The organism is Hydrogenophaga sp. (genome assembly GCF_030656115.1).
Taxonomy (GTDB): domain Bacteria; phylum Pseudomonadota; class Gammaproteobacteria; order Burkholderiales; family Burkholderiaceae_C; genus Hydrogenophaga.
Window position 1 is genome coordinate 1 of sequence record NZ_JAUSOO010000189.1, and the last position, 14,465, is coordinate 14,465.

Consider the following 14,465-nt stretch of genomic DNA (forward strand, 5'->3'; position numbering starts at 1 on the left):
GTGCGAGAGGTCAAATGTACTCAATTTTACAAGTCTGCCCTGACCGTTCATCTGCCCCACAGGCCCTTTCGGGGCCTCGAGACCCAAGACCCGGAGCACACCCAAGCATGGAAGCGACGTCGTGCGCAGTTCATCGAACCCCGGAACCCGCGTTGCCATCGAACAAACGAAAAAGCCGGAAGGCTTTGGACCGTTCCGGCTTTGAGTTTGGTACCACCAACAGGAATCGAACCTGTATCTAGCGCTTAGGAGGCACTCGTTCTATCCATTGAACTATGGCGGCAGAGCCTGTTGCCCAGGCGGTGCCGGGCAAGGGGTGCCCAGATTGTAAAGGCGCGCTGGATCGCGGTTCGGTGGGCCTTGGGGTGCGCTCAGTCGTAGCGCACGGTGAAGATCAGATCCACGGCGTTTTCTTCACCGGCGCGGGCGCGCAGCGTGAGCCGGCGCGACACGTCGTAGAAGATGGACACCGTGCCCATGGTGCCGGCCAGGCTGCGTTCGTAGGTTAGGTACAGGTCGTTGGAGATGCGTTTGCCCAGCGTGAGTGCCGCCGATGCGGTGGTGCCGTCGGCGTTGGTGGCTTGGCCTATAAAGCCGAGTTCGTCCAGACCGAGCGAGCTGGCCAGCCCGCCCTCGGTGCCGCTGCTGTTGCGGGCCAGCAGGGCCATGGCGGCTTGTTGCAGCACGGCGGCTTCGGCGCCTGCACCGGTGGCGGGGCGTCCGAGCACCAGCCAGGCGAGCTTTTCGCTGTCGGGCAGCTCGGGGTCTGAGAACAGGCGCACCCGTGGGTTTTGGGCGCTGCCGCTGATTTGAACGCCCACACGCTGCCCGCCGGTGCCTTGTTGGGGGCGCACGGCCAGGATGTCGAGCGTGGGGTCGTCGTAGGGGCCGGTGAAGCGCAGCACGCCGGTTTCGATGCTGAGTTGCTGGCCGTAGGCACGGTAGGTGCCGCTGACGGTGCGTACCTCGCCCAGCACCCGGGGCGCGGGCACGGCCGGTGTGCTGCGCACGCTGAGCTGGCCGCTCAGGCGGGTTTGCAGGCCGCGCCCGCGCACTGCAAATTGTTCGCCCAGGTCCAGGTCCACCTGCACATCGGGCTGTACCCGCACGGCGTCAGGGTCTTCGGGGGAGCTGAAAGTGCCTCGCAACACCACGTCGCTGCTCAGGGTGGGGGCGAGTTCGTCGGGCAGCACAAAGAGCGCGGAATCGGCGGTGAGCTGGCCGCGTATGTGCAGCTTGGGCCCGGCGAGTTGGGCGTTGAGCTGGCCCGAGAGGGTGAGTCGGCGGTCGGCGCGGTTGGACACCCGCAGCTTGGATGCGGTGGCTTGGAGTTCGATGAACGGCTGGCGCAACGCGCTGCCCTCAACCGCCCGCCACTCGGCGGTGCCGGTGGCTTCCAGCGTGCCGCCCGGTTCGGTGCCGCGTGGGCCTTGCAGGCTGAAGCGTTCGATGGTGATCTTGTCGCCGGCCAGGGTGGCGCGCAGTTGGCCGTTGGAAAACGCAAACCCGTCCACCACCGAACGCAAGCCCAGCTCGTCGGCCTTCAGGGTGCCGCTCCATTGGGGGGTGCCTCGCGTGCCGGCCAAGGCGGCGTTGGCCTGCAGGGTGCCGCGCATGCGCCATCCGGGCGGCACCAGCGCCGACCACACACCGACTTGCGGCAACTGTGCGCTGGCCGTGCCGCGCAGGGGAGCGCTGGCTGGCCACCAGTGGTCGAGCGTGCTGGCGGTGCTCGCCGGGGCGCTGCGGGAGGTGAGTTCGGTGCTGAGGTCGGCCGAGGCCTGGCCCAGGCGTTCGCTGGCCCAGCGCAGGCTGGCCTGCACGGTGCTGCCCTGCACACTGAGGCTGAGCTGCGCCTGTTGGATGCCGGCTTGCAGGCGCTGGCCGTTGCTGGTCGGGGCACCGTCGGTTTGCACCGTGAGGTCGCCGCGGCTGCGCTGCAGCGAAGCCGACAGGCGCAGCGGGGTGTTGCCGTCGGCTGGCAGCAGCACGTCCCATTGGCCGTCAAACACCAGGTTGCCGCTCAGGCCGGCGCGGGTCAGGGGGCCGTTTTTGGCCCCTTCGGCGGTGCCCAGCACCTCCGCCCAGGCCAGCGGCAGGTCGCTCAGGCGCCCGCGCGTTTGCAGGGTGTTGGCTTGCCAGACCAGGCTGTCCCAGACGACGCTCAGCGGGGTGGTGCCGAGGTGGGGGGCGGGCGGCTGGGTGCTGGCGGTGCGGCGCACGGCCGGCATCAGCTGCAGGCGGCCTGCGCCCGCGTCCAGGCGCAGGCCGGTCGCGGTGGTTTGCCATTGCAAGGCCAGGGGTTGGGTGTTTTGCAGGTTCCAGTCGGTGGTGCGGTCGTTGCGCGACGCATCGCTCACGCGCAGCTGCAGGCGGCTCAGGTTGAGCTGGCCCGCTTGCCAGCTGGCGGCGCCGTTGGCGCCCGGCTTGCTGCTTTTCAGCTGCCCCTGGGTGTCCAGTTCGCCGCTCCAGGGGGCCTGGGCCACCGTGCCCTGTGCGCTCAGTTGCAGGTCGTCCAGACGGCCGTCGGCTTGCAGCTGCCAGGCGCTGAGGGAGATTCCAGTGGTGGGGCTGGTGCTGTCGTTGCTGGTGTCGGGCTGCAGCTCCAGCCGGGGTACGTTGAGTGTGGCTTGCAGTTGGGGAAGGGGTGCCACGGTGGTGGGGGCCGCAGCCGCAGGCGCGGGGTAGCCCAGTGCGCCCAGGCCGCCTTGCCACTGGGCCGTCAGGTGGGCGCTGCCTTGTGCGGCCAGGCCGGGCTGCGTGTCGAGCCAGGCCCGCAGTGGCGGCCCGACCCCGGGCAGGGTTTGCAGGCTGCGCACCCAGGTGAGCAGGCGGGCGGCATCGTCGAGCTGCAGGCGGCTGTTGCCCTCGCCGGCGCTGTGGGCCAGCAGGCCTTGCCATTGCGCCTGCGCACCGGGCACCTGCAGCGCAAGCTGGCCTTTGAACTGGCGGCTGGTGGTGTCGAACTGCCCGCTGGTTTGCAGCTGCGCGTCGGCCATCTGGATCTGGGCGTCGCGCAGGTCCAGCAGGCCTTGGGTGGGGTCGCCCGCGGTGGGTTGCCAGCGGCCCTGCACCCGCAGCTCGCGCAGGCGCAGCCCGGCCAGTGGTGCACCGGCGGGTTGGCGGCCCGATGGCTGGATGAGCGCGTTCAGGTCGATCGACTCCTGGCCCCCGCTGGTGCTGGCTGTGCGGGCGGTGAGGGTACCGTCCAGCGCTGCCGGGGCCAGCGTGCTCCACAGCAGTGCGGGGTTGATGCCGCTCAGGCGCAGGTCGCCTTGCCAGGTGTCGCCCGCAGTGCGCTGCTGGCTTTCGGGTGCTGGCCGGGTGGTGGTTGTGCTGCCCAGTTGCACCTGCGCATCGCCCTGCAGGCGCCCGCCACCCAGTTGGGCGTCCAGGTGGGACAGGGTCCAGCGGGTGCCTTGCTGCGCCACATCGGCTTGCAAGCTGTGCAGCGGCAGGCGCTGCCGGTCGGCGGGCCCGCTGAGGGGGTTGCTCAGGCGCACGCTGGCGCGCCAGGCGTCGCCATCGGGTTGCGCCTGCAAGGTGCCTGAGAGCGCGGTGACAGGCGCCTGCGGCCACAGGGTGGCCAGGTTGAGCTGGTGCGCGGTGATGTCGGCGCGCACCAGGGGTTGCGTGGCCCAGGGCATGACTTGGGCTTGTGCTGACAGCGTGGGCAGCGTGTCGGCGCCTGTCTGGGTGTGCACGCGGGCGCTTACATCCAGCGTGGCACCGGGCCCACTCAGAAAACCGCTGGCCTGTGCGGTGGCTTGCAGGGTGATGTTGCTGCCACCGGGTACGCTGGTGTGCACGTCACCTTGCACGTCCAGTGTGAGCGGCATGGGCGTTTGCGCGCCCAGTGCCGCTTGCAGGCGGTAGCGCCCGCCCGCCACCTGCAGCGACTCCAGCGTCAGCCGGTGCGCATCAGGCACGCCGGGTGCCAGCGGTGCATCGGTGCGGCCATAGCGGTACACACCTTGGATGGCGCGCAGGTTCAGCGGCTGTGCGCCGTTGAGCACCAGCTCGTCCACCGACCAGGGCAGGGTGAGCGCCAGCGGCAGGGCCAGCGCCTGCAGGGGCTCGGTGGGGCTGGGCGGGCGCTGGTCCGTGATCTCCAGTTGCGCGATGTCGAGCGCGTCCACGTGCAGGCCCCGGCCCAGCGCGGCGTCGATCCACAGGTCAGGCCCCAGGCGCACGCGCACGCCGGTGGCCTTGATCGTCAAGCCGTCGCGCGACCACTGCAACTGCCCGATCTGGCCGCCGGCCCGCAGGCTGCCCTGCACATCGGTTGCGGTCAGTACGCCGGTGCTGTCTGCCCGGGACGCGGTGTAGTTTTGGGCCCAGGCCAGGGTGTGGGCCAGCGAACCGGGGGTGGCCGCCCACAGCCACAGCGCCACGCCAGCCGCCAGCAACAGCGCCAGCAAGGCGCCGGGCAGCCACACGCCCAGCCAGCCCACGCCGCGGGCCGTTGATGCGATGGTTTGCAGCCCCGCGCGCAGCGGCCGGCGGCGCGCAGCGGCCACCGGTACCGTGGTTGTGTTGGGGTCTTCGGGGGGGGCGTTGTTCATGCTGCGTCAGAAGCTGAAGCCGACGTTGAGGTGCACGCGCAAGCGCTTGCTCTGCAGCCCGTAGGCCAGGTCTACCTGCAAAGGGCCCACCGGGCTGTTGTAGCGCATGCCAGCGCCCACGCCCCATTTCGGACGCAGGTCGCCCGGCATGTTGGCCACCGCGCCCGCGTCCACAAACACCACGCTTTCCCAGGGGGAGCGCGTGCCGTTGCGCCACAACGGCCGCTGCCATTCGAGGCTGGCCACGGCCAGGTAGCGGCCCGGAGACACGCTGCCGTCGGCCTGGGGTACGCCAATGTCTCGCAGGCCGTAGCCGCGCACGGTGGTGTCGCCACCGGTCAGAAACAGCTGGGTTTCGGGCACCGGGGCAGTTTGTTTGGCCCACAGCGCGCCGCCCTGCAGCCGCAGTGCCAGGCGACCGGCTCGGCCCGTGTCGTCTGCGGCGGGGCGGGCTTCACCCAGCGGCGCGGTGCGTGGTTCACCGCTGAGCGCGCTGATCGGCCAATAGCCCAGCCAGCGGGCCTGTGCGCGGGTGAACGGCAGCCGGGCGTCGCCCAGCGTGGTGCCCACGCCCAGTTCCACACTCAGGCCCTGGCCCGACTCGGGGAACACCAGGTCGTTGAAGCGCCGGCGTGTCCACGCGTAGTTGGCCGACACCGACGATTCGGCCGGTGCGGGCAGCAGGCTGCGCAAGGCGCTGTTGACGGCCCGTGCGCGGTCGTATTGCAGAAAGAAGCTGCGGTCCAGGTCGGGGGTGTCCTGGGCCTGTCCGGCGCGCAGGCGCTGGCTGGTGGTGGTGGTGAAGTTGTCGATCTGGCGTGCTGCTTGGCCGCTGCTGATCCAGCGCCAACCCCGGTCGTCCACCGGCGCGCTCCACACCGTGCTGGCCAACTGGTCATCGCGTTCCAGTTGCAGTTTGTTCAGGGCACGCCAGCCGATACCGGGCACGCGGTGGTGTGTGTGCTCGACCGACAACCGGGCACCTTTGTCGGTGCTGCCGCCCACACCCAGCACCAGCATCTTGCGCTTCGTCTCTCGAACCTGTACCACCACGGGCGAGGCCTGCGGGTTGTTGGCGGGGTCCATGTACACGAACACCGAGTCGAAATAGCCGCTTTCGGCCAAGCGCTGTTGGGCCGCTTGCAATTGGGTCAGGTCGTAGTCGCTGCCCGGGGTGAGCCCGGCCAGTCGCACCATGCGCTCCACCATGGCGGGGTCGTAGCGTTCAATGCCTTCCACCCGCACCGCACCCACCTGCACCGAAGGTCCCGAGTTCAGTTCGATGTACAGGTTGGCACTTTGGGTGGCGGCATCAATGTCGGCCAGGCTGTTCTCGATCCGGCCAGCGGGGTAGCGCTGTGCGGTGAGCTGGCGCAGCGCAGTGGTTTTGGCCCGGTCCCAGTCGGCTTGCGAAAAGGCCACACCGGTGGCCAGCGTGCCGCTGCGGCGAATGGCTTCGCGCTGCTCAGCGGCTTCGGGGGCGGTGGCAATGTCACCTTTGAAGTACACCTGCGCCGATGCCACCCGGGTCAGAGGCCCGGGCTCGACCTGGATCTTGACCGTGCCCAGATGGCTGCGGGTGGGCGCTGTGGCGGTGGAGGTTGACGTGTTCGGTGTGGCGGGCGTGAGGCTGACCTCGATCACCGGGGAAAAATAACCCAGCGTGCCCAGCAGATCGCGCAGGTTGTCTGGGGCGGCTTCCAGCAAACGCTCCAGCTCGCTGGCGTCCAGGTCGCGCAGGGTGCGAAAGCGCTGCAGTTCCAGATGGCGCAGCAAAAAGGCGCTCAGTTCGGCCGTGGCTTGCAGGTCAATGTCAAACCGGGGCTCTGCCGGCGGGCGGGGTTGGCCGTTGCGGCGGCGCGGCGGGGTGGTTTCGTCCACGGCGGTGTCGGCCGCTGTGTCGATGCGGGCATCGTCGGGCAGCAGCGGCGCTGCTGCTTCCACAGGGTTGCTCTGCGTTGACGGGTCCGCCTGGCCCAGCGCCGCTGAGGGCAGCTGCCAGGTCAGCACCAGCACGATCAGCCGTGTGGCGACCACACGGCTTGTAAAGAAAAGGTTCATGCAATGGCTTATTTCGACAGCATTCTCATGGCGTCTTCCAGTCCCTTGATGGTCAGCGGGTACATGCGCTGGCCCATGAGCTGTTGAATGACGCTGATGCTCTGTCGATACTGCCACACGCCCTGCGGTTCCGGGTTGATCCACGCGAATTTGGGAAACGTGTGCGTGAGGCGCTGCAGCCACTCGGCGCCGGCTTCTTCGTTGTTGTATTCCACACTGCCACCGGGCTGCAGAATTTCATACGGGCTCATGGTCGCATCGCCCACAAAGATCAACTTGTAGTCCTTGTTGTACTTGCGCAAGATGTCCCAGGTCGGGAATTTTTCGGCGTAGCGGCGGCGGTTGTTTTTCCACATGTAGTCGTACACGCAGTTGTGGAAGTAATAAAACTCCAGGTGCTTGAACTCGCTTTTCACCGCCGAAAAAAGTTCTTCCACGCGCTGGATGTGGTCGTCCATGGTGCCGCCCACGTCCATCAACAGCAACACCTTCACGTTGTTGTGCCGCTCGGGAATCATCTTGATGTCAAGCCAGCCCGCGTTGGCGGCGGTGGATCGGATGGTGTCGGGCAGGTCCAGTTCCAGGTCGTTGCCTTCGCGCGCAAACTTGCGCAGGCGGCGCAACGCCACCTTGATGTTGCGCGTGCCCAGCTCCTGGGTGTCGTCGTAGTCGCGGTAAGCGCGCTGGTCCCACACCTTCAGGGCGGTTTTGTTGCCGCCCTTGCCGCCAATGCGTATGCCCTGCGGGTTGGAGCCGCCGTGGCCAAACGGCGAGGTGCCGCCGGTGCCGATCCACTTGCTGCCGCCTTCGTGCCGCTCTTTCTGCTCTTCCAGCCGCTTCTTCAGCGTCTCCATCAGCTCGTCCCAGTCCATCTTGGGCGCGTTGGTCTTTTGCTCGTCGGAGAGGATGCGCTCCATCTCCTGGCGCAGCCAGTCGGCCGGGATGGGCTTGGTGAAGTCCGCGATCATCTCCACGCCCTTGAAATAGGCGGCAAAGGCGCGGTCGAATTTGTCGAAGTGCTTTTCGTCCTTCACCAGCGCGGTGCGCGCCAGGTAATAGAAATCGTCCATGGAGCACGCATCGGGGTTGCGCGGCCCCACCACATCGGCCTGCATGGCTTCCAGCAGCGTCAGGTATTCCTTGACCGAAACCGGTAACTTGGCCGCACGCAGGGTGTAGAAGAAGTCGATCAGCATGGGGTGCTTTCTGGCCAAAGGCAGGTGGCCCGGATGGTTCGATCCATGGTTAAAGATGGTTTTTTTGCTGAATGGTAGGGCACAGGCCGCTACAGCGTGTTGGGCTCATGCGCATCTGAATCCACCTGCAAAGCACGGCCTGCGGGGGTGAGGCGGTATTTTTGCAGGCGGCTGTTGGGTTTGTGGGGCAGGGTCATTTCAATGAAGCCTTGCTCAACCAGGCGTTTCACTTGCTTGTGCAACTCGCCCGAAACGGTTTGATGCCCCAGCGACCGGGCCAGTTGGGCCTTGCCTGCTTCGGTATCGGCCAACACCACGATCACTCTGGCCGCCAACGCTGACTCTAGCCGCGACTCTAGCCGCGACTCTAGCCGTGGTGCTGTCTTCTTCGGTGCAGGCTGTGGCAATACCGTGGGCAGCAGTTGTGCCAAATGCACCACCACCCGCACACGAAGTCCCAGTTCAATGATCTGCGGCTCTGGCAGGCCGAGTTCTTGCGCTTCGCGGAAGATGCGGCGCACACCGCTGCCCCATTGCTCGATCAGGTTGAGTTCGCGGAACACACGGGCCAGCACATGGTTGCGGATTTTGGACACGCCTTGGCGCATGTCTTCCAACGTGAGGCCGGGCACCAGGGTGCCGGGGTTTTCAATTTCAATGCGGTCGTCAAAAAACGCAATGCGGATGGGCGCACCGCGTTGCGAGTAGTCGGTGTGCACCAGCGCGTTGATCACGGCCTCACGCAGCAGCGTGAGCGGGATGCTCCACACGTCCTTGCGCCGCACCGCCGAAAAGTCGGCCCCGCGCATGGCGTGTTTTTTCAGGAACAGCATGATGCTGTCCACCGCTTGGGGCAGCGGTTCGTCCAGGTCGATGTGGTCAAAAATGGCCGCTTTATCGGTGCCCACAAAGCGACCACATTGCACCCACGCATCTGAAAAATGCATGCGACGCTGTTTGCCAAACATCAGCACAGCGCCTTGGGTGGGCACCCAGTGGCCTTGGGTGTGCGTGAGCAGCTTCAAGGTACGCAGGGCTTGTTCGTCCAGCGGGCTGGTGCCCTGGAACAGTTGGCGGGCGGTGGCCAAGTCCAGGTCGTCCACCGTCAGGTGGGGCATGGGCATTTCGTCAAAGGCCACACCTTGGGCGCTGCGGCGCAGTTCTTCAATCAGCTGCGGGTCGGCCTGTCGACTGGTGGTGCCCAGGCGCACGTACACGCCGTACTCTGGCCCTTCGGCTTTGAGCCAGTGGGGGCGCGAGCCGCTGACGTACACATCCACCACCAGCAGGGTTTTGCCTTGCACGGTGATGAGTTCCACCTGCGGCACCAGGCGCGGCGCAATGCTGTCGGCAATGAGGTTGCACAGCCGCTCTTCGTCGTCCAGCGGCTGCGCCACGCCCACCACCTGGCGCAGGTCGTCCACTCCCACCACCAGCCGCCCGCCCGCCGTGTTGGCAAAGGCCACCAGGGTTTTGAGCAAAGGCCTGGGGCTGGAGAGGTCGCGCTTGAACTCCAGCGTTTTGCCTTCGGGTTGGGTGAGGAGGGTGTCAAACACGAGGCGGGGTGTCCTTTGAAGCTGAGCAGCCAATCTCCGGGGATCCGGTATCCGTTGGAGCAAGGGCTTCTTGCTTCTCTGATATATGTAAACCAAACAAGAAGTACCCGAATTCCTTCTCCAGCTCGGTTCTTAAATCCCCTCTGTCCAGGTCTTGCAAAAGGGCATAGGTTTCAGCAAACTGCAATGACTGTTTGCTCTCGGGATCAAGCCAGAAGTGATAGGCCAGTAGCACCAGTTCTGACTTACTCAGCTGTGAACGAAACAACACGACATAGCGATGGTGTTGCTCCCCGAGTAACCCTTTTGCTTCAGCGAGCAGGTGACTGACTACTCTGAAGTAGGAGTCGAAATATTCCCGCGCTTCGTAGTCCTGCCAATTTACGAACATTCGATCCATATGCTGGATTTCGTCTGCATGGTCTGTAGGGTCGTTGTTGGTGCCAACACTACCTCGATTCAGCACGAAATCGTGCAGTTCCAATGCGTTCCTTAGCCAAGCAGCCATTGCCGCTTTGCCGTTGTAGTCGCGATAACCGCGTTCAACTCCTTTGGTGGTCAGACGCGTATAGGAAATGACATTGACTGTCTGGTAGTACACATTCAGCAAATCAAAAAACCGCTGCTCCTGCCGTTGCTGCTCGGCAGTTTTCGCCTGTTCTTCCATGGCGAGCTGGGTTTGCTCAAGCGCCTTGCGTGTCAGTGCCAGTTCTTCCCGTTGCAGCTTCAACACGCGGGCCGCCACAAACAGGGTCAAGGTAGACACCAGCGGGTTCAGCAGCCCACCCAGAAAGTCGCCAAACGCCCCCCATGCGCCCGGGTCTTCGGTGGCGGGCAGGTGCCAAAAAGTCACGGCATAGGCCAGCACGGCACCCAGCGCAAATGCCGCAGGCACGAGCAGCATCAACCATGTCTTCAGTCCTTGAAGGATCGTTTTCGCGCGCACAGCCGGACCCTGACTTCGGAGTTTGAAAATTTCAATGAAACAAGCCGATTACGCACGCCCTTGTTCACCGCTTCGCCTCAGCAAATACAGCAGCTGCGCCTTGGCCTCAGGCCATTCTCCCGCCCGCATGCTGTACATCACCGTATCGCGGATGGTGCCGTCGCGGCGCAGCGCGTGGCCTCTGATCACGCCGTCTTTTTTCGCGCCCAAACGCTCGATGGCACTTTGAGAGGCAAAGTTGAAGTTGTCGGTGCGCCATCCCACCACAGAGCAGCCCAGGGTGTCGAAAGCGTGTCCCATCAGCAGCAGTTTGCAGGTGGTGTTGACATGGGTGCGCTGTGCGCTTTGGGCGTACCAGGTCCAGCCGATCTCTACCCGTTTGACGGCTGGAAGGATGTCGTGGTAACTGGTGGAGCCGAGCACTTTGCCGCTGGCTTCGTCGGTCACGGCAAAGGCAAAACGGTTACCTTCGGCGCGCATGTGCAGGGCGGTTTCGATGTAGGCACCTGTCTGCTCGGGTTCGGGCACCGAGGTCACGCGCAGCTCCCACAAGGCGCCGTCGGCGGCTGCGGCGCGCAAGCCCGCTTCATGATCCCGGGACAGCGGCACCAGAGCGATGCCGTTGGCGCGCAAGATGACGGGTTCGACGAACGCCATCGCGCTATCTTTCAGCGGTTGCGCTGGTTCATGAACACCAGCTTTTCAAACAGCGTGGTGTCTTGCTCGTTTTTGAGCAGGGCGCCCACCAGCGGCGGGATGCTGACCTTGCTGTCGGCGCTTTGCAGGGCTTCCAGCGGAATGTCTTCGGCCATGAGCAGCTTGAGCCAGTCCAGCAGTTCGCTGGTGGACGGTTTCTTCTTCAGGCCCGGCAGGTTGCGCACGTCGAAAAAGGTTTTCATGGCCGCTGCCAGCAGTTCCTTTTTAAGGTCGGGGAAGTGCACGTCCACGATGCGCTGCATGGTTTCGCTGTCGGGGAACTTGATGTAGTGGAAGAAGCAGCGGCGCAAAAATGCGTCGGGCAACTCTTTTTCGTTGTTCGAGGTGATGAACACCAGGGGACGGTGCCGGGCGCGCACCATCTCACGCGTCTCGTAGCAGTAGAACTCCATGCGGTCGAGTTCGCGCAGCAGGTCGTTGGGGAACTCGATGTCGGCCTTGTCGATTTCGTCAATCAGCAGCGCCACCGGTTGCTCGGCGGTGAAGGCCTGCCACAGCACGCCTTTGACGATGTAGTTGTGGATGTTCTTGACGCGCTCGCCGCCGTCCACATCGGCCATTTGCGAGTCGCGCAGGCGGCTCACCGCGTCGTATTCGTACAGACCTTGCTGCGCCTTGGTGGTGCTCTTGATGTGCCACTGCAGCAGCGGCATGTCCAGCGCCTGCGCCACCTCTTCGGCCAGCATGGTTTTGCCGGTACCGGGCTCGCCTTTGACCAGCAGCGGGCGCTTGAGTGTGATAGCGGCGTTGACGGCCAGCATCAGGTCCTGGGTGGCGACGTAGTTTTGTGAACCTTGGAATTTCATGGGCAGAGGCAACAGGTAGATGGCCAGCAGGCCGGGGCTCAGGGAGTGGTCTGCCGGGCGCGGTGCGGCAGGTCAGGGTAATCAATAAGTCGGCGGTGATGATCGAGTCTATATAATCGTCTATTGATTTTTATCAATGTCCATCTCATTGTGCTTGCAAAATGAACCAACTGTTGCCCACGATCGTTCGTACCCTTGTCGCCGCTGCGACGCTTTCTGCAGCAGCACTGACCGCCCACGCTCAGGGCGTCACCGGTGACGCACAGGCAGGCCAGAAGAAAGCCGACATGTGCATTGGATGCCACGGCATTCCGGGTTACCAGAACAGCTTCCCCGAGATCCACAAAGTCCCGATGATTTCGGGCCAGTCGGACAAATACATCGTCTCCGCCCTGACCGCGTACAAAAAAGGCGACCGCAAGCACCCGTCCATGCGCGGCATCGCCGGGTCCCTCTCAGAGCAGGACATGGCCGATCTGGCCGCGTTCTATGCCTCGCAAACCGACAAAACAGCTACCGAGACCCCCCGCACCGCCAGCACCGCAGCGGCTGCGCTGATTGAAAAGGGCGCCTGCGCGTCTTGCCACGGTGCCAATTTCAGCAAGCCGATCGACCCCAGCTACCCCAAGCTGGGCGGCCAGCATGCCGACTACCTGTTTGTGGCGCTCAAGGCCTACACGGTGGAAGGCAACACCGTGGTGGGCCGTTCCAACGGCATCATGGCGGGCATCGCCAAGCAGTATTCCACGGCCGAAATGCGCGAGATCGCCAAATACCTGGCGTCTGTTGAAGGCGAGCTGAAAATCGTGCCGCAGTCCCGCTTCCGCTGATAGTCCGTTGCACACCAACGAAAAAGCCGCTCAACGAGCGGCTTTTTCGTTGGTGCCCCAGCCCTCAGTCTTGGGTGGCTCTGTGGCGAACCTGCTCAATATAAGCCTCACCGTCGGGCGGGCGACCGGCACGTTGGCTCTCCCAGATCATGCGACCCAGGCATTCCATCACCTCGTGGTGCGCGGCGTGCAGGTCATCGCGGCGGGCGGCCAGCAGCTCCACCGCCTGCCGGATGCCGGGGGGCTGGTCAATGCTGGACTGCTCGCTGATGGACAGGTGCATGGACAGGTGCAGGAACGGGTTTTCCTGGTTGGGGTCGGCCAGCGCCATGTCGCGCAGGGCCGCGTCCACGTCGGACAGGGTGGCATGGTATTCGGGGTGTTCGTCGATCCACTGGCTCACCAGTGTCTCCATGGCATCCATGGGCGACCCTGAGCGGGCTTTGGCGTAAACACCGCAAAAATAACGCCGTACATCGGCCTGAGAGGGTTGAATCAGCATCCCCGGATTGTCGCGCACAGGCCGCTCTGGGTGGAAAGCAGCGGCACAATGGCTTGCGAACCATTGTAGAAACATGCAAGATAATGCATATTTTTTCCTTGAATGAATTCCACAACAGGAGACTGCATGACCCAAGCCTTCATCTGCGACGCCATTCGCACCCCCTTCGGCCGCTACGGCGGTGCCCTCAGCAGCGTGCGCACCGACGACCTGGGTGCCATTCCCTTGCGTGCGCTCATGGCGCGCAACCCGCAGGTGGACTGGGCCGCCATCACCGACGTGCTCTTTGGCTGCGCCAACCAGGCCGGGGAAGACAACCGCAACGTGGCCCACATGAGCAGTCTGCTGGCTGGCCTGCCGCTGGAGGTGCCCGGGGGCACCATCAACCGCCTGTGTGGCTCGGGTCTGGACGCCGTGGGCACCGCTGCGCGCGCCATCAAAGCCGGCGAGGCCGGCCTGATGATCGCCGGCGGCGTGGAAAGCATGAGCCGAGCACCCTTCGTCATGCCCAAGGCAGAGAGCGCGTTTTCCCGCAACAACGCTGTTTACGACACCACCATCGGCTGGCGCTTCGTCAACAAACTGATGAAAGCCCAGTACGGTGTGGACTCCATGCCCGAAACGGCCGAAAACGTGGCCACCGACTTCAAGATCGAGCGCGACGCGCAAGACCGCATGGCCCTGGCCAGCCAGATGAAAGCCGTGGCCGCCATCCAGGCGGGTCACCTGGCGCGCGAAATCTGCCCGGTCACCATCCCGCAGAAGAAGGGCGATGCGCTGGTTGTGGACACCGACGAACACCCCCGAGCCACCACGCTGGACACACTGGCCAAACTCAAAGGGGTGGTGCGTCCGGATGGCACGGTGACGGCGGGGAACGCCAGCGGCGTCAACGACGGCGCCTGCGCGCTGCTGCTGGCCGACGAAGCCAGCGCCGCGAAGAACGGCCTCACGCCCAAGGCCCGTATTGTGGGCATGGCCACGGCGGGCGTGGCCCCGCGCATCATGGGCATTGGCCCGGCGCCGGCCACACAGAAGGTGCTGGCGCTCACCGGCCTCACGCTGGCGCAGCTGGACGTGATCGAACTCAACGAAGCCTTTGCCGCTCAGGGGCTGGCCGTCTTGAGGATGCTGGGCCTGCAGGACGACGACGAGCGCGTGAACGCCTGGGGCGGCGCCATTGCGCTGGGCCACCCGCTGGGTGCCAGCGGTGCGCGCCTGGCCACCACGGCGGTCAACCGCCTGCACGCCACCGGCGGGCGCTACGCCTTGTGCACCATGTGCAT

The 14,465-nt window shown here is 64.9% G+C and carries 10 protein-coding genes and 1 tRNA gene; 2 read left to right on the forward strand and 9 right to left on the reverse strand.

Translation table 11 applies throughout. From position 1 onward, the window contains the following. Nucleotides 1-208: 208 nt before the first annotated feature. From Q7J58_RS22775 to Q7J58_RS22810, 8 genes are all read right to left on the reverse strand, one after another. Nucleotides 209-283 (reverse strand) — tRNA-Arg (locus Q7J58_RS22775). An 88-nt stretch (nucleotides 284-371) separates the two neighbouring features. Next, a complete protein-coding gene (locus Q7J58_RS22780) occupies nucleotides 372-4,565 on the reverse strand; it encodes a translocation/assembly module TamB domain-containing protein (RefSeq protein ID WP_304832390.1) in 4,194 nt (1,397 codons plus the stop codon). A 6-nt stretch (nucleotides 4,566-4,571) separates the two neighbouring features. Beyond that, nucleotides 4,572-6,626 (reverse strand): BamA/TamA family outer membrane protein, encoded by a 2,055-nt coding sequence (locus tag Q7J58_RS22785; RefSeq protein ID WP_304832391.1) that lies wholly within the window; start codon nucleotides 6,624-6,626, stop codon nucleotides 4,572-4,574. Nucleotides 6,627-6,634: 8 nt separating this feature from the next. After that, nucleotides 6,635-7,822 (reverse strand): VWA domain-containing protein, encoded by a 1,188-nt coding sequence (locus Q7J58_RS22790; protein ID WP_304832393.1) that lies wholly within the window; start codon nucleotides 7,820-7,822, stop codon nucleotides 6,635-6,637. A gap of 89 nt (nucleotides 7,823-7,911) precedes the next feature. Next, on the reverse strand, nucleotides 7,912-9,378 hold the full coding sequence (locus Q7J58_RS22795) for a helix-turn-helix domain-containing protein (protein ID WP_304832395.1): 1,467 nt from the start codon (nucleotides 9,376-9,378) through the stop codon (nucleotides 7,912-7,914). Further along, complete coding sequence (locus Q7J58_RS22800; protein WP_304832396.1) at nucleotides 9,371-10,282, reverse strand: putative phage abortive infection protein; 912 nt, start codon at nucleotides 10,280-10,282, stop codon at nucleotides 9,371-9,373. The genes Q7J58_RS22795 and Q7J58_RS22800 overlap by 8 nt, the downstream gene beginning before the upstream one ends. 90 nt (nucleotides 10,283-10,372) lie before the next feature. Then, a complete protein-coding gene (locus Q7J58_RS22805; RefSeq protein WP_304832398.1) occupies nucleotides 10,373-10,981 on the reverse strand; it encodes a GNAT family protein in 609 nt (202 codons plus the stop codon). Nucleotides 10,982-10,992: 11 nt separating this feature from the next. After that, nucleotides 10,993-11,847, reverse strand: coding sequence for a MoxR family ATPase (locus Q7J58_RS22810; RefSeq protein ID WP_304832400.1), 855 nt, complete (start codon nucleotides 11,845-11,847; stop codon nucleotides 10,993-10,995). A 161-nt stretch (nucleotides 11,848-12,008) separates the two neighbouring features. Between Q7J58_RS22810 and Q7J58_RS22815 the strand changes: the two genes are divergently transcribed. Further along, nucleotides 12,009-12,677, forward strand: a complete 669-nt coding sequence (locus Q7J58_RS22815; protein ID WP_304832402.1) for a c-type cytochrome — start codon at nucleotides 12,009-12,011, stop codon at nucleotides 12,675-12,677. A 64-nt stretch (nucleotides 12,678-12,741) separates the two neighbouring features. Here Q7J58_RS22815 and Q7J58_RS22820 read toward each other — a convergent pair whose 3' ends face one another. Next, complete coding sequence (locus tag Q7J58_RS22820) at nucleotides 12,742-13,176, reverse strand: DUF1841 family protein (protein WP_304832406.1); 435 nt, start codon at nucleotides 13,174-13,176, stop codon at nucleotides 12,742-12,744. Nucleotides 13,177-13,305: 129 nt separating this feature from the next. Between Q7J58_RS22820 and pcaF the strand changes: the two genes are divergently transcribed. Then, a partial coding sequence (gene pcaF, locus Q7J58_RS22825) for a 3-oxoadipyl-CoA thiolase (protein ID WP_304832404.1) occupies nucleotides 13,306-14,465 on the forward strand: 1,160 nt, incomplete at its 3' end.

Bases quoted from the DNA above. Each gene is read 5' to 3' on its own strand.
- Q7J58_RS22810 (WP_304832400.1), bottom strand. From the start codon at position 11,847: ATGAAATTCCAAGGTTCACAAAACTACGTCGCCACCCAGGACCTGATG.
- Q7J58_RS22800 (WP_304832396.1), bottom strand. From the start codon at position 10,282: ATGCTGCTCGTGCCTGCGGCATTTGCGCTGGGTGCCGTGCTGGCCTAT.
- Q7J58_RS22815 (WP_304832402.1), top strand. From the start codon at position 12,009: ATGAACCAACTGTTGCCCACGATCGTTCGTACCCTTGTCGCCGCTGCG.
- Q7J58_RS22785 (WP_304832391.1), bottom strand. From the start codon at position 6,626: ATGAACCTTTTCTTTACAAGCCGTGTGGTCGCCACACGGCTGATCGTG.
- Q7J58_RS22790 (WP_304832393.1), bottom strand. From the start codon at position 7,822: ATGCTGATCGACTTCTTCTACACCCTGCGTGCGGCCAAGTTACCGGTT.
- Q7J58_RS22805 (WP_304832398.1), bottom strand. From the start codon at position 10,981: ATGGCGTTCGTCGAACCCGTCATCTTGCGCGCCAACGGCATCGCTCTG.
- Q7J58_RS22780 (WP_304832390.1), bottom strand. From the start codon at position 4,565: ATGAACAACGCCCCCCCCGAAGACCCCAACACAACCACGGTACCGGTG.